The organism is Paenibacillus dokdonensis, from assembly GCF_004916975.1.
Classification (GTDB): Bacteria; Bacillota; Bacilli; order Paenibacillales; family Paenibacillaceae; genus Paenibacillus_AQ; species Paenibacillus_AQ dokdonensis.
Window position 1 is genome coordinate 68,070 of the sequence record NZ_STGQ01000004.1, and the last position, 21,716, is coordinate 89,785.

Genomic DNA, 21,716 nt, shown 5'->3' on the forward strand with positions numbered 1-21,716 from the left:
GTACAGTTCTACCTTTTTCCGCTCCCATCCATACTAATTACCATTTTAATCCGTATATATTATCGCCTTCAAGACTTTTAAGGATAAAAACAAAGAAAAGAGCCTCCGCCACTCGATCCGAATAGCGGGACTCTCTTTTGAATGTTCGCCCGTTGCCAGCGAAAAATCTATTTTTCAAAAACGATGCTGTAGAACGCTTCCGTCCACGGCTGCCGACTTAGCACCTTAAAACCCATTCCCTCCAAAACACGCGTCATTTCGCTGGAGGAAATACGATGGTTCTGTGGCGGTCCACTCTCGGTTTCCCATTCGATGCACAGCGCACGACCACCCTTTTTCAAGACACGCTGGATTTCCCGGAGTCCTTGCTCCGGCGGATCCACTTCATGAAGCACCATGGAACAGATGACGGCATCCACCTTCTCATCCTCCATCGGGATATGCTCCGCTTCGCCCTCGATGATCTCGATACGGCTGTTCTTCTGCTCTTCCATGCGGCTTTTTAAATATTCCAGCATTGCGGACTGGGCATCCAGCGCGTACACGATGCCGCTGGTTCTCTCCACAGCCGGAAAGGTAAAGTATCCTCCGCCTGCTCCCACATCCAGAATATCCTCACTACCTGTTAAACCGAGCAGATCCAGAAGCTGCTCCGGCGGAAGATTTTTTCTTCGCTCGGGGTTGTCCAGCTTGGCAATCCGTGCCGGGTCAAAACGTTTATCGTTCATCGATTCTTCCTCCTCATCGGTACATGCTGTGCAGACCATTTCATTCTAGCATTCCTGCTAAAAGGGGGGCAAACCAGCGAGCAATTATCCATTAGTCATCAGCTCGTTGTATAGCCTTACGGTCTCCACTTCCGGTTTTGTTTCCAGCTCAGTCCCGATGAGAGTAACAAAGCTCTGGTACTCGCTGGCGACCGCCGCTTGATTCCCCTGCGCATGATAAACCTTCATAATGCTCTGGCATATTTCATCCGAGTAAGGCTCTTTCATCTTTAATGAAACCAGCCGCTGCAATGCCTGGCGTTCTCTTCCTATCTGCGTCTCATAAGCCGCCGCTGCGATTGAGCAGCGGATATATCTGCGCAGCAGTTCTTCCCGCACGGGCTTGGCCCAAAAATAATCATGCTCCTCCAGGTAATCCCCCTGATATAGGTTCAACGTCTGTTCCAGCCGCTGCCACTCCTGTTCCGTGGTTACCTGTTCGATTTGGCTGCTGTGCATGAACAGGTCCACGTCTGTTGTAAATCCGTTCCGCAGCAAGCGGTAGCTGTCATGTGCGAATTCAATTAGAGCCTTAACGCCCCATTGTTTCAGCATCTTCCGTACCTGATAAACAGAGGTATGCAGCTGTGTCGTTGCCTTATCCAGTTTAAGCTGAGGCCACAGCGTTTCCAGAATAACATCCTTCGTTACCCACCGGTCCTGCTGGTGAAGTAAAAAAGCGAACAATTCCTGCGCTTTTTGCGTTCTCCATTTCAGCAAGCTGCCTGCCGCAACGTTGTCGTCAAGCAATAAACGCTTGAAACATATGACCATCGATTCTACAGGGACCTGCACACCCGCCTGCTCCTGCGTTATTTTCAGCTGTGATTCGATACGGCTTACCGTCTTGGCGAATCTCGCCGGATCGACGGGTTTTAACAAATAATCCAGGGCATTAAGCTCAAAAGCCTCAATTGCATAATGGTTGTATGCCGTCACGAACACGATCTGAAGATCCGGAATCATCGCCATCAGCTTTTCTCCTGCTTCCAAACCGTTCATGCCCGGCATTTCAATATCCAAGAAAACGACATCTGTCTGGTTCTCCGCCACATGCTCCAGACCCGATCCAATACGAGTGAATTTACCGCTTATCTCCAGCCGTCCATCCGCATGAATCAACCTTTCCAGCTGAAGAAGTGCCGGGTTTTCATCGTCAATCAGAACAGCCTTCAATACGTTTTGCACCCCTTCATAATGATTTGCCTCCAAGCTCCCCTTTTGGTACGTCAAAGCGAACTGTTGTCCCTCTGCCAGGGCTGCTCTCAACGATCAAACCTTTTCCGTACAACGTAAGCATCCGCGTGTGTATATTACGGAGACCGACACCGCTTTCCGGTGAATCTGCTGCAAGCAGCTTCCATGCCAGCTCCTGATCCATGCCCACACCATTATCCGACACGGAAATGCATATCTTGCTATCGTCCTCCTGTATAGAAATCCGTACTGTTCCTCCCGCTTCCTGCTGCATGATACCATGCCGTACCGCATTCTCGACGATCGGTTGTATGCTTAGCTGAGGAATGAATCCGCTCAGTTCCGCCTCAATCTCATAAACAATCTCCAGTCTTTCATCAAAGCGCGCCTTTTCGAGGGTCAGGTAGGAATGAACCAATGCAAGCTCCTTATATATGGTCGTCAGCTGCTCCCGATTCTGAAAGTCAAAGCTGCTCCGCAAATAATGACTGAGCTCAAGGAGCAGGCTGGTCGTTTTTTCCGGATCATCGGGAAGCAGGGAAATAATCGTATTCATCGCATTAAACAGAAAATGCGGCTTGATTTGCGCCTGCAAAAACGCCATTTCAGCCGAAATGGTCCGGCGCACCGATTTGCGAAGCTCAATCAAATTCCGAACCCGGGCCCGCAGCTCGTCTGCATCGACCGGCTTTCGCAGAAAATCATTGGCTCCTGCCTGAAGGCCAATCCGTACATCCTCCGGCAATCCGCGCGCCGTCAGAATCAGAACGGGCATTTCAAACGGCGAAAATTGCTGCCTCACGGCTCTGCACAGCTCGATTCCGGACATTCCCGGCATCATCCAGTCCGTAATCACCAGATCTATGGACTGGCCGGAACGAATCTGTTCCAGGGCATCAGCGCCATTATCTACAAAGATCAGCCTGCAGTTCTCCACGGATAGAAGCCCCCGCAACGCCTGTAAATTGACCGGATCGTCATCCACCAGCAGCACGGTTGTGCTCGTTTCTTGCTTCAGATCATCCGCATTAACGTATTCTTCATCTATTCCATTATCGGATAATTCCTTCCGAATACTTACACCCGGCTCTCTCTCTCCGCTACTAACAGTATCCGAAACAGGGAGCGTAAAGTGGAACGCTGAGCCGCTTCCCGGCTCGGATTCCACCCAAATCGACCCACCGCCAAGCTCTACCAGCTTCTTGGATATGCTGAGGCCAAGTCCCGTGCCGTTGTACTCTCTCTCAGAAGTTGCACCGACCTGCTCATATGATTTGAATATATCCTGCAGTCGCTCAGATGCAATCCCAATGCCCGTGTCGGTCACTGTCACCTGAACGATGTTTCCGCTGCCAAGCGTCTTGGCATCAATTCGGATGACACCCGCAGACGTGAACTTCACAGCATTTCCAAGCAAATTATATAGAATTTGCCGCAGACGCTCTTCATCCATGTCCAGCAAAGGAAGATCCTCCGGCCAATGCTCCTCGAACCGGATAGGTTTGTTCCCCGCGATATGCAGCGTAATTTCCATCACCGACCGGGTGACGGCTTTGAGATCCACCGGTTGGCGGTTGAGCTGAATTTCTCCGTTTTTTAGCTTGCTGAAGTCCAGAATGTCGTTGATCAGAACGGACAGTCGCCTTCCTGTAGCCACGATCATGGACAAATCTTTGGCCTGCTTCCTGTTTAGCTGTCCCGAGGCGCCTTCCACCAATGATTGAGCAATATTCACAATTCCGTGCAGCGGCGTCCGAAGCTCATGCGAGGTATTGGCCATGAATTCGTCCTTTAGACCATCCAACGTCTGCAGCTTATGCGACAGCGCCTCCACCTCCGTGAACGCCCTGGAAAAACGGCGTGATAGCAGCATCGCTTGGGTGAGAACGAACAGAATCAATTCGTACGGCACAAGATTGAGACTGGTATACAAGCCCATCAGGGAAAGCACGTTGACCACGATAACGAGGATGATACTCAGCATTCCGACCAGCATCAGTCCCGCATCCTCGGACCCCCTCTTCATCCCCCGGATCATGGCAAATGCGATATAGCCGACTGCCGTCAGCGAGTATACGATTAAAATCGGGCTTATCTTTGAAAAAATAAGCGGCGGAAGGAAAACCGACATAAGAACGGCGATGAGCGTAGCGGCGTCGCAGATGCGCAGAACCAGCCGCGGGATGCTTCCCGGCACCGCCAAGGCGACATATCGGAGCAAAAAGAAATAAATGAGCGCCGAAGAAAACAACTGCGTTTTCAAAAACCATTCATAGTCCATCGAAGGCCATAAGTTGCCGAGCAGCTTTTCCCCGTGCATCAATACGTATATCAGGGCAGACAGGCAAAAAAGTCCGAGATACAGCATGGAAGGTTCTTTTTTGTGAAGCCTGTTTAATACCAGCAGGTACAGCGCCGGGATCAAAAAGCCTGCGCCAGACATCAAATCGACGAACATATCCAGCTCCCGGCTCCTCATGATCGATGCCTTATCGCCGAACACGATCGGGGTGAAAATGCCTCCGGATGCGTACGAATGATTGGAGACCTGGACGATGATTTCCGCTTCATTTCCGGTCACGCTCGCAAATCCGGCATAGGGGATGTTGTCGGGCTCTTCTTGGCCGGCGCTTGCGCCAGGGTTTCCGCTTGCACCGGCCTCCTGTCCGTTCAAAAATATCCGGTTGGCCGTCCGGATATTGCCGGAGCGGATTCCGTAGATGGCATTCTCCCCATCCTTCAAACGGATCCGCAGGCGGAACGTGGCATACCCTTCAGCGGTATCCCGCTGGTCTTCATTGATATAGTCATTCCAGCTTCCCGGCAAATCCACCATTTCCGTCATTTGCGGAAGCTGCCATTCGGCCGAAGTGCCAGACGGATGAAAGTCCTCGGGAGTCAGCAGCTGGCTACGGTAAAACTCCCATTCTCCGGTCAGTTGAACGGTTCCATTTTGGGCAAAGTCCCAGGCACTCAGGTCCATTTGGCCTTGGATCGCATCCGGTTCCTCACCAAAGTTAAGAAACCATCGAGTCATCACATAGATCGGCACAATGATCACGAGGAAAATTCCCGTCAGGATGATCAGACCTTGTTTTTTCATATATAACCCCTTTAATTAAGCCATTTACGGCATAAATGGTTAGTAGCATAAAATGGTAAGCACTTGCTGTTATATAATGGAACCATGCGCGTGTCAATACAGTAATAAAAAAAGACCCTCAGAGGGTCCCTTTCATTCGAGAGTTGAAGGCTGATGATGACGTTATGACTGCTTGGCTGGTGCTCTTACGATTACATCTCGGAATCCTGATTCTCCTGCTGCTCCTGGCAATCAAAGCATTCAAGCGTCTGATCCTCCTGCACAGTCCCGTTCAAAAACCCGTTCTCACAATAAATCGTTTTGCCGCAGCTGCGGCAGCTGCCAATATACTCCTGCATGACATGCCTCCTGTTCATTTTCGAGGTAAGTACATAGTTATGAGTCAACTCTATGGTAACAGGATCATATGGAAGCACAAGTAAAAAACGGGTAGTCTCCCAAATTGGAAAACCACCCGTTTTTCAGCCTGTTCCATTATTCAGTATGCATGCAGACTATCGTCTTCTGACTCGTCCGAAAATAAGCGATACGATGAACAGAATAAGGAAAATAAAGAACAGTACCTTAGCAATTCCGACTGCAGCGGACACGATTCCAAAGAATCCGAAAATCCCCGCCACGACAGCGATAATCAAAAATAATATGGCCCAACCTAACATATTAATCACCCTTCTCTTCACGTCGTATTGTTTGATACTTACTTGTAACCGATCTGCTGCCGCTTGAACCTCGATTGAAAAAATTGCAAAAAAGTTTCATGACGGAGCATCAAACTACTTATGTGCTATTTTATTTTAAATATATCCGTACCTCAGATCTTCATTCTTGTAAATACTTCCATTTCATCTTATTGTGAATATATGGAGGGATGATGCATGAATGTAAATACCAGACCCGCGGCCCCGACAGGTGAAAATCCTTATACTGCCGCCGAAATGGAACATACGGAACTGAAGCCGAATTACCGTGTTGATCTTCGTTCGCACACTTCCCGGGAATACCAGAAGTTTATTTCCTTGAATCCGGTGAATGACTGGTCTCTTCTATCCTGGAAGGATGTCGGCAAGCCCTATGAAGTCAAACGCATAGCTCATGACCGTAAAATATGGGAGCAGGAGCATGATGCCACCATGGATACCCATACGGCTTGGACACACTTCAATCAGTCCTTTCACCAGTGGTTTATCAAAGACGTACCCGCCGAGATGGACAAAGAAAAGGATGAATTTTTCAAGGGATTGAAAGCGTTTAACTTCCATCAAATTCGTGAGGGACTGGGTGATGTCGTCCGCATTCATCTATGGAACTATGTGCACCGCATTCAAGATGGTGTATGGGATCCGCGGGGCAAACGGGCTTTATTCGAGGGGCTGGATGTACAAAAGCCGCGGATTTTATTCCTTGGCGCAGCCGAGGGCTATGAAGCGATGCAGCTTGCAGCCATGTATCCGGGAGCGGAAGTGGTTATGGTGGACTATGATGAATACTGTCTTACCACACGCTTCGCAGAATTCCCGGAAGCTTATCCCTTTCTCGGGGAAAATCCTCGAACCAACAGCCCGCAAGTATACTACAAACAAGATTTCAACATTGAGTATGTGGTCAGTGATATTCGCAAGCTCCCATATGGCCGGGAATTCGATATTGTTCTGTCCGTCGGGCTGCTGGAGCATTTTCCCGATGAAATCAAACCCGAGGTTGTCGACTGGCATCGGCGTTTTCTGAAACCCGGAGGCTATGCCATCATGACGACTCCAAGAAACCAGCTGAGATCCCGGCTTTTCTACCAAATCATGGCCGATGTGATGAACCATACGTACCGCGAATTGATGACGGTTCAGCAGATGGGGCTGTACATTTACGAGAACGGTTTTGATATCCACAGGCATGGATACATCAAGGTTCATAACGGCGTCGTGGCTAGGTTGCGTTGAGTTTAGACTTATTACAGCAGCGGCCCTTACATCGACTGTCCGGCATCCACCGTGATGATTTGCCCGGTTAGGGCCTCCTGCTCCAATACGCTACAAATCATATGGGCAATATCTGCAGGTAATGCGGTCTCTCCCAGCAAAAGGCTGCCCGCCAGCTGCTCCATCTGCTGCTCACGTCCTTCCCACCAGCGGGTCAGCACCGCTCCGGGGGCAACGCAGTTGACACGGATATGCGGCGCGAGGGATCTCGCCAGGGAACGGGTCAGCCCGTGGACGGCCGCTTTGGAAACTGCATACGGCAGCGATGAGCCGGAGCCCGTGATTCCGGCAATGCTGCCGATGTTAACAATTGCTCCTTGCTTTTGCTTGAGCATATAAGGTGCGACGGCTCTTGCAGCATAAAACATGCCCTTAACATTCGTTTGAAACAGTTCATCCCAAGCGTCATCCGTAATGGCATCCAGATCATCCATCGGAATATGGCGGGTTACACTGGCATTGTTGACCAGCAGATCGATGCTTCCCCATTCGCGCGCAATTGTATCTACCATGGTCAGCACCTCCTGCTCCCGGGATACATTCGCTTGAATTGCAAGCGAATGTCCGCCTTGGATTTGAATCATCCGGACCGTTTCCTCGGCCTCATCCACCGATCGTGAATAATTAACGGCAACTGCCGCCCCACGCTCTGCTAAAGCCAGCGATACCGCCCTACCTATTCCTGTGCCTCCGCCTGTAACCAACACTCTTTTATCCCGCAATTCCATATGCAATTTCTCTCCTCTTCTATTTTCGGGTTTGGCAAAGTCCTATCATTTGAGTTCTCTTTCCTCCGCAGCCAGCTGCGCAATCCCGTTGCCAAAGGACCAGTTTTCCTGCATGTTTTCCATCAAAATGATCATGACATCCTGGGGCCGGACACCTGCCTTCTCTTCAAGCAGCTCCGCGATTCGGGCATATAACGCCTTTTTTTTCCGCGTGGTGCGTCCTTCCTTCATCGTGATTTGAATAAATATTTGCTGCTCCGTTCTGAATATATTCATGTATTTCTTATCGTATAAAAGCTCTCCAGATGCATGCGTGGTGATCACCTGAAAATAATCGTCCTCAGGCACATCTATGGTTTCCACCATAGCCTGGTGAATGGAACGGCTGAGAATAGACAGTTCTTCCTGCGACTTTCCATGATGCAGATCTATACGTACAAATGGCATCGGGCATAACGCCTCCCTGTTTTTTTTGCCGGCAATGCCATTGTATCTGGTCTATGTCTATCTGTATAATTGAATTATCTGAATGCTTTATTCACATTTATTGAACCACAGGAGGATACATGGATCTTAAAGCGGTCAAAACCTTTCACCGGATCGTTGCCCTCGGAGGCTTCAACCGGGCAGCGGAAGAGCTCAACTACGCACAGTCTACCGTCACTATGCAGGTACAGAAGCTTGAAACTGAGCTTGGCATGCGCCTGATCGAGCGGGAAAAAACCTTTCAACTGACGGAAGCTGGACGCCTTTTCCTTGAACAGAGCGCCCATATCGTCAGAGATATTGAACAACTGCAGGACACCATGACAGAGCTTGCAGCCGGGGAAGCCGGGCATATCCGTCTTGGCGTTGTCGAACCGATCGCCAGCTACCGGCTGCCGGCCATCCTCGCCGATTTCCTGCGTGTTTACCCCAATATCCGTGTATCTATTAGCATTGCGAGTTCCCCTGTATTGATTCAACAGCTTCAGCATGGTGAACTCGATATGGCCATTTGCTCCCCGCCGCTGCTGGGAACGGGATTATACTTTGAACCGCTGCTTACAGAGCATTTTGCCGTGCTGCTGCCTGAGAGTCATCCTTTGACCCGTAAGACAACCATTACCATTCAGGATTTACGGAGTCACCGGCTGCTTATCACGGCGGCAGACTGCCCGTACCGCCGGAAGCTGGAGATGATTCTGCAGGAGCCAGGCGGGTCTCCACTAGATACCCTGGAGATCGGCAGCATGTCTGCTTTAAAATTCTATGTCCAGAGCGGAGTAGGCTCGGCTCTCGTTCCATTGTCGGTCCTTCGGCCTGAACCAGTTGGTACCGTCATCCGCCCTTTAGCAGGTAATGAGGTCGATATGACCTGCGGCTTATTGTGCAGAGAACCCGATTACCCGCCCAGACTTGCGGCAGGCAAGCTGTATGCCATTTTAAAAGAGAATCTGCCGGACTGCAGCCAGCATACGGCTGGCACCATGTAGATACAATACGAAGAAGCCCAAGGCCAATACGGCCTCGGGCTCTTTATTTTCCCTATTCCTACGCAGTCTGCAAACAGAACTCAAAAAAATGGAATGTGATGGAAAACCCCGATTCAAAGCAAAAAAACCGGATGTGGCTTGCCACTCCGGCGGATTCATTTTATTTGATCTCACGAATAACCTGCTCGATTCCTTTGCGGATGTCCGGTTCTTTCACACTGGATACCGTCAATCGCAGGATATGGTCCCTCTCAAAATGCGGCAGGTAGCAAGCATTCGCCGTTTCAATCCGGATGTGTTTTTTCTCCAGCCGTTTGATGATTGATCCCGCATTCACGCCATCATGCAGTTTCAAAAACGTATGCACGCCAAGCTGACCCGAAGCCTGGTAGATAAAAGGCTTGTCTGCTGCGTCATCCCTATTCTTTACGATGCATTCATGCAGCAGTGCGGATCTCTCACCATAGCAGGAACGCAGCCTTTTGCGGTGACGCTCAAACATGCCGCTTTTCAAATACAGCTCCAGCGCAGCCTGGGACAGCATCGAGCTGTCAATGTCCATCAGTCTTTTGAACTGGAGGAATGTCTCCCGCAGGACATCCGGCAGGACAGCCACCCCGACCCGGAGACCCGGGAATATAATTTTGGAATAGCTTTTCAGGTATATCACATGGCCGGAGCGATCATAAGCATATATCGGATCTTCCTTTGCATCCTGCTCCAGATCAGCCATATAATCATCCTCCACGATGTACACATCATACTTAGCCGCGAGTAAGGCAATGGCCTTTTTCTGAGAGCGGTCGAGAGAAGTTCCCAAGGGATTATGGAATCGGGGTACCGTGTAGAACCACTTGATCTCCCCTGTTTTGAAAATCCGCTCCAGCTCCTCCAAATCTATGCCGTCAGCCGTGCGGTGAAGTCCTTCTGCTTCAATGCCGTACACCTTCAAATAATCCACCAAAAGATGATATCCCGGCTGCTCGATTAATACACGCTGCCTGCCGTTTGGAAAAGGAATCTGGGCTAACACGCTGAGCGCCTGCTGCACACCCGAAGTAATAAAGATCTGCCGGGAATCTGCAAAAACCTGGTATGATGCCAGCTGCCGCTGCATTTCGCGTATGAGTGACGGAAGGCCCTGCGGCGTACCGTAGATAAACAGATCGTTGCGGTACATATCGATCGCTTTATTGATACAATGCTGAAAATCCAGATACGGAAAAATATCCGGATCCGGCGCGGATACGGTGAAATCGATCCAGTGAGCACCCTCTTCTTGGCGCTGGACGCTCCGCTTCATAACATAATATCCGCTTTTCGGCGATGCATAGATCAGATGCTTCTCCTTAAGGTCCTCCAACGCCCGGATGACGGTGCTTTTGCTGCAATCATACCGGGACGCCAAAGCCCTGATGGATGGCAGTTTGTCTCCCTCCCGGCAGCTTTCGCCAGCAATCTGCATTTCCAAGTCATTGATGATATCGTCATACTTAAACATGCCCTCATACGCCTCCTTCCGCTTCATCTGTACCGGTACAGATCAACATTCCTTTTATTGTAGCACAGATGCTTCCGGCTTAGAATAAAGAAAACGTTGCTCGATGCATGTTCAAAAAACAAGCTCTAATAGCAGAAATTTTTCTTGCGATGATAGGACCGGTCCTTCCACAGCGCGCAAACTTAGGGAGGTCATTGTATGAAATTCACACTTAATCAAAAAGCCATTACGGCAGTGGTCATCAATGCGATCATCGTTGGCTTTTCACCGATATTCGTCAAACAGTCGCTCATCTTTGCCGATCCGCTGGATTCACTGGCTCACCGCTTTACGTTTTCCTTTCTCGCAGCTTCCTTGTTTGCCTTTCCGGGATGGGCCCATCTGAAGGCCATGCGAAAAGAAATCTTCACCGTCATTCCGCTGGCACTCCTGAATCCATCGCTCTTTTTCACTCTGCAGGCATTCGGTCTGCTGCATGCCTCCTCAGCGGTTGCAGGTATTGTACAGGCAACGGTTCCCGTCTTCACGATGATTCTCGCAGCTCTTTTCCTGAAGGAGAACGCCAGCATGGGTCAGCGGCTCTTCACCCTTCTGTCCGTATCTGGAGTCATATTGGTATTCGCCGTTCCCGGCGTAGGCTCTTCGTCCACCAGCTTACTGGGTGTCACGCTGATTCTCCTATCCGCCTTGTCTCTGGCTGGATACACAACCTTGGCCCGTAAGCTCACGCGGATTATGCGTCCCAAGGATTTGACCTATATGATGATTCTATTCGGTTTTGTCGTCTTCAACATCATAGCACTCTGCAAGCATGGCTATACGGGCACGGTTGGCTCCTATTTCACGCCTCTGCAAGAGCCTGCTTTTATCATGGATATGGTCTTTCTGGGTGTGCTATCCTTCCTGTTGACCTCCTTTTTATCCAATTATGCACTGTCGATCCTCGAAGCCTCGAAGGTCAGCGTATTTGCAGGTTTGTCCACTGTGGTAACCATTGCCGGCGGCGTGCTGCTGCTGAATGAACAGCTGGGCTGGTACCACTGGGCCGGAGCAGCCATGATTGCGGCCGGGGTCACAGGCGTTAATCTTTCAAGCAAAAAGCTCCCGGCGGTCAAAACGCAGGAGTCTGTGAAAGCTTGATAAACATGGAAGCACAAATAAAGCCCCGGTGCCTACCGGGGCTTCTTGGTTTCAAGTTATCGTCTTTTAACGAAGCACTTCCTCTTCCTCTTCCTCTTCAGCAGCTTCACCCCATGAATTTCAAGATGAACAGAGGCATTCGCGTCATCCAGCATAATCCTCTACTCCCGGCTGCTGAAATTCACCAGAAACACATATACGTTCTCTCCATCCGTACGCCTTTGTGCCGTCGCTCCTTGGTATCCCAAACTCCTTGTACTCCAGCCTCCTGAATCCATTGTCCGTTAAAATCCAGGTAGAGCGGCTCCTTCGCCCGGGCAGCCAAATAGTACGCTTTGCCTCTGCCCAGATTATGGAGCGTAAGCGCAGCGGGTCCCGCATAAAAATCATCCGTTTTCGGCTCTTCTTTTACAACAGCTCTCCTTTTCTCTTCAAAAAAACATACAGCAGCAAGCTGGTGAAGGCGCATATGATCGCGCACAGCCCGATAAACGCATACCCTGCCTGCAGACCGCGTAACAAGCCCAGCTGGGAATCTGCCATGTAAAATCTTTTGACTCCGTCGGTAATAACACCGATCAGATAGTTTCCGATGACACTGCCTATTCCCATCATGGTAACGATAAAGGTGATGGCCGTATCGCTTTCATTGGGATACCGTTTTGCAATGACAGCCATAACCGTCGGATAGATTGGCGCGATTCCAATCCCTGCCAGTGCGAAGAAAATAGCTCCCTGTTCTCCGGATACAATCGCAATGCCCGTGCAAATGCCTGAAAATCCCGACAGGATGATCAGGGAGAGCGTAAAGCCAATTCTATCCGTAATCGGCCCAAGCAGCAGCCGTGCAAGCGAAAAGCATAAAAAGAAAATGGACAGCATCCCTGAAGCTGCGGTCGTATTCCAGTGGTAAGCCTTCTCCAGGAAATTGACCAGCCATCCGCCTACCGACATCTCCGATACAACGCCAAAAGACAGAATCAGGACAATCAGCCACAAGCCGCGGTCCCGGATCAGGGAAGACAGCGGTGCCCGATGTTCAGCTGCTGTCTCATCTCCGGCAAATCGGCTGAAGAACGCCGGGAACATCGGTATCACCGCCAAGGCGAGCATAATCAGATACATCTCGCGCCAATCCACCGTGTGACCGAATAAGGTAACGCTCATTAGTCCCGAGGCGATAATCGGGGCCACGGTTGAGCTGAGTCCGTAGAAAAAATGTGCCAGATTCATCATCGTTCCCGTGTTCCTCACGAATATCCGGGCGCCCAGAATCGCGAGCGCGATCTCCAGCATCCCGTTACCGATATACATCAAAAAGTAAGAGGCCGAAAACAGCGAATAGCTCTTCGATAGATAGATCAATATTCCGGAAATCACCATACCGCCAAAAGCCATCAGACTGACGCTTTTAATGCCGAGCTTGCGGGTCAGAAAGGCGGTGAAGGAGCAGGCGAGGAGATAACCCAGGGAGTTCAGGGACAGCAGTGTCCCGAGCTGCATCTCATCGATGCCAAAATCCGCCTGGATCCTTGGAATGGCCGGGCCCTTAATATTTTCCGAGAAACCGAAAATGATGAATCCAATGAAAACCGTTGCCAATTGTAAAGCGTAATTGCGGTTTAATCTTCTTTTAGGCTGCACTTGAAGGCTCATCTCATGGTCCCCTTGCTATGTAATTACAGCACCGCCACAGCCCGGTCGCAGCCGCAGTAAACCTACCGCCAAACCAAACAGCAGTGGAGGTACTGATTGTCCTTTATCTCCTATACGTATTCCGAGCTGGGAAGGATTATCCAACCCACTCACTACGCAAGGTAAAGAGATCTTTCAAAGCATCTGTCGACAGTTCCGTAATCCAGCTCTCCGAGCTCGAGATAACGTTATCGCTGAGCTGCTGCTTGCTCTCCAGCATTTCATCAATGCGCTCCTCGAGGGTACCTAGGGATATGAACTTATGCACCTGAACGTCTTTGGTCTGACCCATACGGTAAGCGCGGTCTGTCGCCTGGTTCTCCACGGCCGGATTCCACCAGCGGTCGAAGTGAAAGACATGGTTAGCAGCAGTCAGGTTCAGACCGACACCTCCGGCCTTAATCGACAATATAAACACGTTAGGCTGCTCGGCGGGAGTCAGTGTTTGGGACTGGAACTGATCAATCATCCGGTCGCGAGCGGACTTGGAGGTACTTCCGTTCAGATACAATACAGGCTCCTGAAGCTCCTGCCGGAGCACATGCTGCAGCATCTCCCCCATGCCGATATACTGCGTGAAAATAAGGCAGCGCTCCCCTTCTTCACGCAGCTCTCTCACCATCGCCAGCAGCCGTTCAAGCTTGGAAGATCGGTTGATCAATGTTTCGATATCCATGGATTCATCGGGATCCTCATGATTCACGAAGGGCTCTCTTGTTAAGAGCAGCGGATGGTCGCAAAGCTGCTTTAGATGGGTCAGCGCAGCCAAAATGGCTCCCTTACGTTCTATGCCTTCAAGCTTTTGCACCCGGTTCATCAAATCGTTCACGGTCTGATCATAGAGAGCGCCCTGTTCGGTTGTAAGATGAATATAGGTTTTCATCTCGTTTTTATCCGGCAGGTCGAGCTGGATGGCCGGGTCCTTCTTCTTGCGGCGCAGCATAAACGGCTTGACCAGCTTCTGCAGATGAACCGTACGCTGTTCATCATGCTCTTTCTCAATCGCCTGGATGAAACGGATGTTAAAGGTTCGCAAGCTCCCCAAATATCCCGGGTTCATGAAATCATAGAGGGACCACAGCTCCGAAAGCCGATTCTCTATAGGCGTTCCTGTAAGTGTGATACGATGTCTCGCAGGGAAGCTCCGGACGGCAGACGATTGCTTCGTCTGGGCGTTTTTAATATTTTGGGCTTCATCCAGACACAGTGATTCCCATGTGAACTCTTTCAGCAAGTCCTGGTCCAGCGTAGCCGTGGCGTAAGAGGTTAGGATGACATCCGCCTGCCGGATTTCTTCACGAAAGGCTTTTTCACTGGAACGTCTGCTTCCGTAATGCAGCATTACATTCAAAGATGGAGCAAAGCGGCTCAGCTCCTTCTGCCAGTTCCCTAGAACCGATGTAGGACAAATCAGCAATGAAGGCTGCCTGTGAGCCGCATCTGTAGAGGATTCCTTCAAATGCAGTAAATAGGTGATGAACTGCACAGTCTTCCCGAGCCCCATGTCATCGGCCAGACAAGCTCCTAACCCAAACCGCCGTAAAAAGGCCAGCCAGGAATAACCATCGTATTGATAAGGACGCAGTTCAGCTTTCAGTCCGGCTGGAACTGGCAGCTTCGGCCATTCCGACTGCTGGCCGAGCTGACTGATGAGCTTCACAAGATGCTCATTCAGTTCAACCTCGAGCTCAATTCGCGTTGAAGCATCCTGCGGCTGATCCGGCTCTCCATCGCGATCAGGCTCGTCGGCTCTCCCCTGAAGGTGGAGATGGAGGACATCCTGAAAGGATAACCCCTCTGTGCTGTCGACCCCTGCCATCATTTGTCCAATCTGCTTAAGCAAAGCAGGATCGAGCGAAATCCATTCTCCCCGGAAACGAACTAACCGTTCATTGCGGGCGACCAGCTCGTTAAATTCACTTTCTGTGAGCTGGGTCTCTCCGATCGCAATGCGCCAGTCGAACTGGATGATGGAATCAAGGCCGAACATCGAACCGCCGCTGCTCTTGCTGTTCTCGCTCCCCTCGCCGGAGCGGACCTTAGCGCGAAGCTTCGGCTTCTTGCGGCTGGCGGCTTCCCACCAAGCCGGCAGCAGTACTTGCCAACCGGCCTCGAGCAAACGGCGGCTGTCCGTCGTCAAAAACTGCCATGCGGCTGCGTCCGTCAGCGGCTTGCTGAGCATATCATCGCTGCGCTCAGCCAAGCTTGCCCCCGGTAAGCTAGCCCGCAAATGTTCCGCCCACCCGGCTGAGCGATCATGCACATGAGACGACCATGTATCCGGCCATACGCCGGATGCCTGTCCGTCTTCGCCAAGCCGGATTGGAACCAATGCAGCGGGATCCAGCTTATCCTGCAGGACAAGCTTGAGGCGCCACACAGGCTCGTCGTCATCCGGCTCCAATAGCTGCAGAAGCGGACGGAAAGGCGCTGTGTCTGCCTTCCAGCCAATAGAAATGAGCCATGCCTGCTCATTGAACCCGGCCATGGCACTGTCTTTAGCGAAGAGCATGGGATATTCTCTCCGCAAATCAGACGCCGTCACCTCCATTCCATAACACTCGTGAAATACGGTAGATGAGAAGGCAGCACGTAACCCCTCAGTAAATTCAGGGCCGCTGCGGCTGATTTCCTTCCTTGCTTGGGCGTCCAATACCGATTCATCCCAAGTCCACTGTAATCTTCCTGCTTGGAAGGCGGAGAAGCTCGGGATGAATCTCTTCTCATCCGTACAAGCAGCAAGAACCGGGGCGAGACGCAGCAGTGATTCCGCCCCTTCATCCCATTGCCACTCGATATGGTCCAGCAGCTTCCGCTCTGCAAAGAATGGAATGACCTGCTCGGCAGGCAGCACCACAAGCTGGGTCTCTTGCACTTGCTGGATCTCAAGCTCCGTTCCATAGAAGGATGCTTCATGCCATGCGAACAACCGTTGTTTCAAATCCAGTCCGGTTACATCATGCTGCGCCAGGGTCGATCCGTAAATAAGCGCATCCCCATATGCGCTCAAACGGATGTGGATCGTAATGGTATCTGTGTATGGGCTCATATGATCAGTTTTCCCTTCCGAAGCTCCTCCTGCAATGCTCGCAGCCGGCTGTGACGGCTGGCAAACACGGTGATAAACTGCTCCCACCGTTCTTCCCGCTTCATTTTTTTGTATAATTTGGATAAACGCTTGAGCAATTTAACGGCTGCTTTATAGCTCGATCTATTTTTCAGAAGAATATACCGTTCTACCGCCTGATGATAGAAGGGCAGCAGCAGCTCAGGTGCATTCTTCTCGATAGGCTGAAGTACGCTGACACGAAATTCCAAAGGTTCTTTTCCGGTGCTGAGCTGAACATCCATCCATTGCTGCCATTTTCCATAGCTAAGCAGCGTCTCTTCATAAATATCCTTGGAATAGGGCAGCATGCCGGCAAGCGTCTCCCACATCTGTTCCTCGGACTGCGGAAGCTGCTGAACAGCCGTTGTCCAGTATTCCATATAATCGTGGAAAATGCCCTTTCGGTGACTGGTTAACATCGGACCGATATGGACAAGCCATTCCTGAAGCCGGGACCATTCTCCCGCAACTGACAGAGTCTCTAAGTATGAAATGAGATAACCCGGAGGGATGATCGAGGCTTTGTCGGCCGTCTTCAACCATGACCAGGCCTGCTCGTCTTCCGCCATAAGAAAATAGATCCTGCTCTGGGCTAACATCCAGGGAAGCTTGGACAAGGTGTCTCCCAGCTCCTCCTCGGCAGATTGCAGCTTCCTTATTTCCTCTGTGTACATCCCGGTATCCTTCAGGTTCGGGTGAATCCATTTTAGCCAGAGCTGATCATAGGCCTCCGATAAATAACTGAAATTCTTCGGTTCCGTCAGCATCTGCCTGCGCAGATAGGTTAACGTCTTAGTGACACGCGGCCAAAGCTCGGGTTCTGTTGTGATATTAAGTCCGCTTTCAAATATATGTCGCATAGCTTCCTTTAGCTCATCTGCAGCAACCTGGGTGTGATATCCCATATACGTGTTGTTGGAATGTACAGAATGCTGTGCCGGTTTGACCAGCTTAATGATCATAAACAGGTGAGCATGAAGATCATACAACTGCTCCATGACAGGGGAAAGCGGAGGCTTTACAGCATATATGGCAGCTATAGCTTTCTTGGCATATTGTGAATTTGGACTGCTGAATTCGAGCGGAGTGATGCACAGCTTAAACAGACCATGCCATTCGGCAATGCTAAGAGAGGGAATCTGGCTTGCCTTTTCTTGTAATGCGTTGGCAGCTTCTCCTCTGTGCTCAGAAACTGCGGAATCCTGGCTTATCGTTTTCGCAGGCTGCTTAAGCATGGCTGTAGCATGAGCATTCACAATCGCATGTACGAATCGTCCCTGCTTGCTGACGTGATCGAGCAAGACGGCGATCATATGCTTGCAATGGCTTTTCACCGGGCAAGTGCAGTGGCTTTCAGATAAACGATCGAGCTTGAGAGCAACCCGATAGTCTTCACTGCCTTCGACTAAAGCTTCGATAAGCGTATCTGTCATCTTGATGGGATGGACAAACCCCTGCTTATAATATTGAAATCCGCGTTTAATCGTCAGATCGCTGAATTGTTCTCCAACGGTCTGTATAAGCTGCTGCCACTCTATATCATCTATCATATCGTTTGGATTCATTATTCTATCGTCTCCTAGTGGAGTGAAGTTTAGTAGTTGTCTATCTAATCTATCATATCCGATTTCACGAATAAATAATAAGAACGCATGAAAACGAAAAGGAATAGCCTCATGAAAAAGAACCCCTGTATGTACCCTTTTTAAGGGCGGGGCTCTTTTACCTGTTTCATCGATATCACTTAGATTAGATACTTTTAATCTCCAGACTTTACCTCATGCCATGCCTTCTTGGGTCTTGTCTCCGGATATCCATGCTCCTTACGGTATTCTTTTCGGGCATCCGTAAAATCAAACCAGCTCTTCTTGCTGTCCGGATGATTCGCATGATGAACCATACACCAGAGGGCGTCCTCCAGGCAGGGATCTTCCCAGAAACCAAAATGGGTCTCCAATTGTTCAAGCAGATCCGGACCGTTCAATGGCTTCAGTTCATCAAGTGAACCATATCCCAAAGCAGCTACCCGTTCCGCAATCCGCGGCCCAATGGAAGGAATCGCTTGGAACTGGGCTAATGCATGCAAATATCCCGCACGCTCCGCTGACGATCCAAGAATGCCCGCCAAATCGGCAGTGTCCAGCTCCGCGACCGTATTCAGCTTGATTTTATAAGACCGCAAATTCATCTTCTCTTCCGAGGATAGGGGAAGCTTGGGGGCTGGCCGTTTGCTCATCTTACATCCCTCCGGAAATAGTCTTCGAAAACCCCTATTCAAAATAGGAAAAGCCAGAGAAACAGCATCATGTCATGATGCCGGTCTTCCTCCAGCTCTAGCTTGGCCTTACTTGCTTCACTTTTAAACCCGGGCAGCGCTTATAGCGAATGCTTCAGAAACCAGTCGTACAGTTCTTTGTTGTCGTACGTTTCAGTCCATGAATTATGATTGGCTTCCGGGTACACCGTCAGCAGCACATCTCCGCCGGCTGCCTGAATAGCCTCAACCATGTCTTCCGATTCCGATAACGGCACAACATCATCCTTGGCCCCATGAAAAGCCCAGATAGGCGTTTCCTTCAATGCATCGGCATTCTTCGGATTACCGCCCCCGCATACAGGTACCGCAGCCGCAAATCGGCCCGGATACTCGGCAGCCAGCTGCCAAGTGCCATAACCCCCCATGCTTAATCCCGTTAAATAAACACGGGCCGGATCGGTATTGTAACCTGCCATAACCTCATCAAGTGCAGCCATTACAGCATCCTTCTCCCCGTTCCAGTCCGAATGATCGGGACATTGAGGAGATATGGCGATGAATGGAAATGCAGGATCATGCTCCGCTATATGGGGAACACCGTGGACCTTTACCAGCTCCACGTTGCTGCCGCGCTCTCCTGAACCATGAAGGAACAGGATTACAGGCCATTTTTGATCTAAATTCTGATCATATCCTTCCGGAAGATGGAGCAGATAGTCCAGCGTTACCTTTTTTGTGATTTCCTTGTCCAGCTTGCAGGCTTGTTGACTCAATGGGATTCCCCGCTTTCATTATCAAATGTACACGCGCACCTGACCGGCAGCCCGTCTTTATATCCAATCGATCTTCCACTTATTACGCCAATGGATGGCCCATTTCCTGCTTGGCGGCAGCATTTTATGAACCGGAAGTTCGGAATAACTAAGGCCACCCAGGTGGGTGGCCTCTTCTACACTTGCAGCTTATGCTTTTAATTTAAATACACGAACTTCCTTCTCCAAATCATCAGCCATGCTTTGCAGCATCGTAGCAGATCCGGCAATTTCCTGCATGGAAGCCATCTGTTCCTCGGATGAAGCGGCCACGCTTTGGGAATGGCCCGATGCGTTTCTGCCGATCCGGGCAAGCTCATCAAGGGAAGCCGCGATCTGCTCACTTCCTGCGGACATCTGCTCGGCTGAGGCGGATACCTCATGTACCTGCTCATTCACATTTTGCAGGGAGACGACGATTTCGCCGAATGCTTCCCCAGCTTTTTGAACCGATTCGGAGCCCTGTGCGACCTGATGCATACTCGCATTCATGGCGGTCGAGGCACGGCTTACATAAGAGGCGATTTCATTCAGCATGCTGGAAATTTGCTCTGATGATTCCCCTGACAGCTCAGCCAGCTTCCGTACTTCCTGGGCTACGACCGCAAATCCTCTGCCATGCTCGCCAACTCTGGCCGCCTCGATGGAAGCATTGAGTGCTAACAGATTGGTCTGACCAGCGATATTTGAAATGATGGCTACGATTTTCTCGATTTCCTGGGAACGATTCTCCAATTCTTCCAGAATACTCACGGTATCTGATACCGTCGAATGAATGCTCTCCATTTCCTCTACAGACTGACGCACGACATGATTGCCTGCCTCCGCATTTTTGGCAACCTCTTGGGCATGCTCGGACAGACGCGAGGAATATTCTGCGATCCGCTGTATGCCAACCGTCATCTCCTCCATCGCCACCTGACTTTCAACCGCAGACTGCATTTGTGTCTCTGAGCCTTGGGCAACCTCTTGAATCGAACGGGTAATTTCTTCTGTCGCTCTTGAGGTCTGATCTGCGCTCGCTGCCAGCGCCTTGGAGGATTGCGTCACCTTATCGGAGGTCTGCTGGACATTCTCGATTAAATGACGAATATTTGCAATCATCGTATTGAAATTGGCTGACAAAATACCGACCTCATCCTTACTTTTAACAGGAGCCTCTACGGAAAGATCCCCTTCTGCAACCTTGATACTTAATTGGGTTAAATGAGCAATTGGACGTAAAGTGAACCGAACCATAAAGATAATAAGCAGGATGAATATTATCACAACTCCCGAGCCGATAATACTGGTTCTAAGGATCATAGGGCCCCTCTGCTCAAGAATTTTGGAATAATCGTAATCCACACCAAAAATAGCGACTGCTTTTCCATTGCTATCCTTGATCATGCTGACTATGCTTATCCATTTCCCGTAATCATCCGTATAAACCTTCGAGGTTGCATAACCGCTCTTCACCATTTCTGCCAGCGCGTCCGCGAAGGCTCCCTTAGCTTCATAGAGGCTACCTGGATTCCGTCCCGAATCATACAGCTCTTGGTTGCCGAGAATAAGTTTCAATTTTGTGATGTCTTCGTCGGTCTCCATATCAGGTTTATAAATGTAACTGTTCGTAATGTTTTGATTATTATTCATGCTATCGAGCTTGTTCTGCACCTGCTGAATCCGCTCATCCTTCATTTCATCACCTGAACCAAGCAGAGCTTTTGCCTTTTCAATGGAAGGAATGTCATCGACAATGATGGTATGCAGCATCCATTCCGTATTAGAAAGCTCCTCTAGCTGCTGTTTTTTCATCTCCGACTGATTCAGCATCGTCACGATGCACTCCAATAAGAAAAACATCCCCGCCAAGATAATGCTTGTCTTGAAGATTAAACTGTTTCTTCTTTTCATGATAACCACCCTATACTTTATAAAGTTCATTGCCGTTATTTCAGGGCGCTTTTTGTGTTCACA

The 21,716-nt window shown here is 50.1% G+C and carries 18 protein-coding genes and 1 pseudogene; 3 read left to right on the top strand and 16 right to left on the bottom strand.

The annotated features are described in order from the left end of the window. Nucleotides 1-167: 167 nt before the first annotated feature. The 5 genes from E6W40_RS28580 to E6W40_RS28595 all read right to left on the bottom strand — a co-directional run bounded on the left by E6W40_RS28580 (nucleotide 168) and on the right by E6W40_RS28595 (nucleotide 5,726). Nucleotides 168-728, bottom strand: coding sequence for a class I SAM-dependent methyltransferase (locus E6W40_RS28580; protein WP_136609018.1), 561 nt, complete (start codon nucleotides 726-728; stop codon nucleotides 168-170). An 84-nt stretch (nucleotides 729-812) separates the two neighbouring features. Continuing rightward, nucleotides 813-1,979: a response regulator gene (locus E6W40_RS28585; RefSeq protein WP_246073242.1), complete on the bottom strand. Its 1,167-nt coding sequence runs from the start codon at nucleotides 1,977-1,979 to the stop codon at nucleotides 813-815. Beyond that, nucleotides 1,960-5,067: a hybrid sensor histidine kinase/response regulator gene (locus E6W40_RS28590; RefSeq protein ID WP_136609019.1), complete on the bottom strand. Its 3,108-nt coding sequence runs from the start codon at nucleotides 5,065-5,067 to the stop codon at nucleotides 1,960-1,962. The genes E6W40_RS28585 and E6W40_RS28590 overlap by 20 nt, the downstream gene beginning before the upstream one ends. A 191-nt stretch (nucleotides 5,068-5,258) precedes the next feature. Continuing rightward, nucleotides 5,259-5,405, bottom strand: coding sequence for a hypothetical protein (locus tag E6W40_RS29675; RefSeq protein ID WP_168929090.1), 147 nt, complete (start codon nucleotides 5,403-5,405; stop codon nucleotides 5,259-5,261). A gap of 156 nt (nucleotides 5,406-5,561) precedes the next feature. Next, on the bottom strand, nucleotides 5,562-5,726 hold the full coding sequence (locus E6W40_RS28595) for a DUF1328 domain-containing protein (protein ID WP_136609071.1): 165 nt from the start codon (nucleotides 5,724-5,726) through the stop codon (nucleotides 5,562-5,564). A gap of 216 nt (nucleotides 5,727-5,942) precedes the next feature. Between E6W40_RS28595 and E6W40_RS28600 the strand changes: the two genes are divergently transcribed. Beyond that, complete coding sequence (locus E6W40_RS28600; RefSeq protein ID WP_136609020.1) at nucleotides 5,943-7,001, top strand: class I SAM-dependent methyltransferase; 1,059 nt, start codon at nucleotides 5,943-5,945, stop codon at nucleotides 6,999-7,001. 26 nt (nucleotides 7,002-7,027) lie between these two features. Here E6W40_RS28600 and E6W40_RS28605 read toward each other — a convergent pair whose 3' ends face one another. Together E6W40_RS28605 and E6W40_RS28610 are read right to left on the bottom strand one after the other, a co-directional pair. Beyond that, complete coding sequence (locus E6W40_RS28605; RefSeq protein ID WP_136609021.1) at nucleotides 7,028-7,768, bottom strand: SDR family NAD(P)-dependent oxidoreductase; 741 nt, start codon at nucleotides 7,766-7,768, stop codon at nucleotides 7,028-7,030. Nucleotides 7,769-7,813: 45 nt separating this feature from the next. Beyond that, nucleotides 7,814-8,215 carry a tautomerase family protein gene (locus E6W40_RS28610; protein WP_136609022.1) on the bottom strand — a complete coding sequence of 134 codons (402 nt, stop codon included), beginning with the start codon at nucleotides 8,213-8,215 and terminating at the stop codon, nucleotides 7,814-7,816. A 119-nt stretch (nucleotides 8,216-8,334) separates the two neighbouring features. On the opposite strand from E6W40_RS28610, the gene E6W40_RS28615 reads away from it, so the two are divergent. Then, nucleotides 8,335-9,243, top strand: a complete 909-nt coding sequence (locus E6W40_RS28615) for a LysR family transcriptional regulator (protein ID WP_136609023.1) — start codon at nucleotides 8,335-8,337, stop codon at nucleotides 9,241-9,243. A 160-nt stretch (nucleotides 9,244-9,403) separates the two neighbouring features. On the opposite strand, the gene E6W40_RS28620 is transcribed toward E6W40_RS28615, so the two are convergent. Further along, complete coding sequence (locus E6W40_RS28620; RefSeq protein ID WP_136609024.1) at nucleotides 9,404-10,744, bottom strand: aminotransferase-like domain-containing protein; 1,341 nt, start codon at nucleotides 10,742-10,744, stop codon at nucleotides 9,404-9,406. 198 nt (nucleotides 10,745-10,942) lie between these two features. On the opposite strand from E6W40_RS28620, the gene E6W40_RS28625 reads away from it, so the two are divergent. Beyond that, a complete protein-coding gene (locus E6W40_RS28625) occupies nucleotides 10,943-11,884 on the top strand; it encodes a DMT family transporter (RefSeq protein ID WP_136609025.1) in 942 nt (313 codons plus the stop codon). A 161-nt stretch (nucleotides 11,885-12,045) separates the two neighbouring features. Here the strand turns inward: E6W40_RS28625 and E6W40_RS30595 are convergent, their stop codons facing one another. The 8 genes and pseudogenes from E6W40_RS30595 to E6W40_RS28660 all read right to left on the bottom strand — a co-directional run bounded on the left by E6W40_RS30595 (nucleotide 12,046) and on the right by E6W40_RS28660 (nucleotide 21,653). Continuing rightward, nucleotides 12,046-12,162, bottom strand: a complete 117-nt coding sequence (locus E6W40_RS30595) for a Beta-galactosidase C-terminal domain (RefSeq protein WP_425464969.1) — start codon at nucleotides 12,160-12,162, stop codon at nucleotides 12,046-12,048. Next, nucleotides 12,153-12,353, bottom strand: a pseudogene (locus tag E6W40_RS28630) (beta-galactosidase trimerization domain-containing protein); the annotation flags it as partial. The gene E6W40_RS30595 and the pseudogene E6W40_RS28630, both read right to left, overlap by 10 nt. Continuing rightward, nucleotides 12,293-13,540: an MFS transporter gene (locus tag E6W40_RS28635; protein ID WP_136609027.1), complete on the bottom strand. Its 1,248-nt coding sequence runs from the start codon at nucleotides 13,538-13,540 to the stop codon at nucleotides 12,293-12,295. The gene E6W40_RS28635 and the pseudogene E6W40_RS28630, both read right to left, overlap by 61 nt. A gap of 136 nt (nucleotides 13,541-13,676) precedes the next feature. Next, complete coding sequence (locus E6W40_RS28640; RefSeq protein WP_136609028.1) at nucleotides 13,677-16,628, bottom strand: DEAD/DEAH box helicase; 2,952 nt, start codon at nucleotides 16,626-16,628, stop codon at nucleotides 13,677-13,679. Beyond that, the gene (locus E6W40_RS28645; protein ID WP_136609029.1) at nucleotides 16,625-18,253 is read right to left on the bottom strand and encodes an SWIM zinc finger family protein; all 1,629 of its coding nucleotides are present in this window, start codon (nucleotides 18,251-18,253) and stop codon (nucleotides 16,625-16,627) included. The genes E6W40_RS28640 and E6W40_RS28645 overlap by 4 nt, the downstream gene beginning before the upstream one ends. Nucleotides 18,254-18,447: 194 nt before the next feature. Beyond that, nucleotides 18,448-18,924, bottom strand: coding sequence for a helix-hairpin-helix domain-containing protein (locus tag E6W40_RS28650; protein ID WP_136609030.1), 477 nt, complete (start codon nucleotides 18,922-18,924; stop codon nucleotides 18,448-18,450). Nucleotides 18,925-19,064: 140 nt separating this feature from the next. Beyond that, the gene (locus tag E6W40_RS28655; protein ID WP_136609031.1) at nucleotides 19,065-19,718 is read right to left on the bottom strand and encodes a carboxylesterase family protein; all 654 of its coding nucleotides are present in this window, start codon (nucleotides 19,716-19,718) and stop codon (nucleotides 19,065-19,067) included. 189 nt (nucleotides 19,719-19,907) lie between these two features. Next, nucleotides 19,908-21,653: a methyl-accepting chemotaxis protein gene (locus tag E6W40_RS28660; RefSeq protein ID WP_168929092.1), complete on the bottom strand. Its 1,746-nt coding sequence runs from the start codon at nucleotides 21,651-21,653 to the stop codon at nucleotides 19,908-19,910. Nucleotides 21,654-21,716 lie beyond the last annotated feature (63 nt).

Coding starts and splice junctions, on each gene's coding strand:
- E6W40_RS28580 (WP_136609018.1), bottom strand. CDS start 728: ATGAACGATAAACGTTTTGACCCGGCACGGATTGCCAAGCTGGACAAC.
- E6W40_RS28590 (WP_136609019.1), bottom strand. CDS start 5,067: ATGAAAAAACAAGGTCTGATCATCCTGACGGGAATTTTCCTCGTGATC.
- E6W40_RS29675 (WP_168929090.1), bottom strand. CDS start 5,405: ATGCAGGAGTATATTGGCAGCTGCCGCAGCTGCGGCAAAACGATTTAT.
- E6W40_RS28595 (WP_136609071.1), bottom strand. CDS start 5,726: ATGTTAGGTTGGGCCATATTATTTTTGATTATCGCTGTCGTGGCGGGG.
- E6W40_RS28600 (WP_136609020.1), top strand. CDS start 5,943: ATGAATGTAAATACCAGACCCGCGGCCCCGACAGGTGAAAATCCTTAT.
- E6W40_RS28605 (WP_136609021.1), bottom strand. CDS start 7,768: ATGGAATTGCGGGATAAAAGAGTGTTGGTTACAGGCGGAGGCACAGGA.
- E6W40_RS28610 (WP_136609022.1), bottom strand. CDS start 8,215: ATGCCATTTGTACGTATAGATCTGCATCATGGAAAGTCGCAGGAAGAA.
- E6W40_RS28615 (WP_136609023.1), top strand. CDS start 8,335: ATGGATCTTAAAGCGGTCAAAACCTTTCACCGGATCGTTGCCCTCGGA.
- E6W40_RS28620 (WP_136609024.1), bottom strand. CDS start 10,744: ATGTTTAAGTATGACGATATCATCAATGACTTGGAAATGCAGATTGCT.
- E6W40_RS28625 (WP_136609025.1), top strand. CDS start 10,943: ATGAAATTCACACTTAATCAAAAAGCCATTACGGCAGTGGTCATCAAT.
- E6W40_RS30595 (WP_425464969.1), bottom strand. CDS start 12,162: ATGGATTCAGGAGGCTGGAGTACAAGGAGTTTGGGATACCAAGGAGCG.
- E6W40_RS28635 (WP_136609027.1), bottom strand. CDS start 13,540: ATGAGCCTTCAAGTGCAGCCTAAAAGAAGATTAAACCGCAATTACGCT.
- E6W40_RS28640 (WP_136609028.1), bottom strand. CDS start 16,628: ATGAGCCCATACACAGATACCATTACGATCCACATCCGTTTGAGCGCA.
- E6W40_RS28645 (WP_136609029.1), bottom strand. CDS start 18,253: ATGAATCCAAACGATATGATAGATGATATAGAGTGGCAGCAGCTTATA.
- E6W40_RS28650 (WP_136609030.1), bottom strand. CDS start 18,924: ATGAGCAAACGGCCAGCCCCCAAGCTTCCCCTATCCTCGGAAGAGAAG.
- E6W40_RS28660 (WP_168929092.1), bottom strand. CDS start 21,653: ATGAAAAGAAGAAACAGTTTAATCTTCAAGACAAGCATTATCTTGGCG.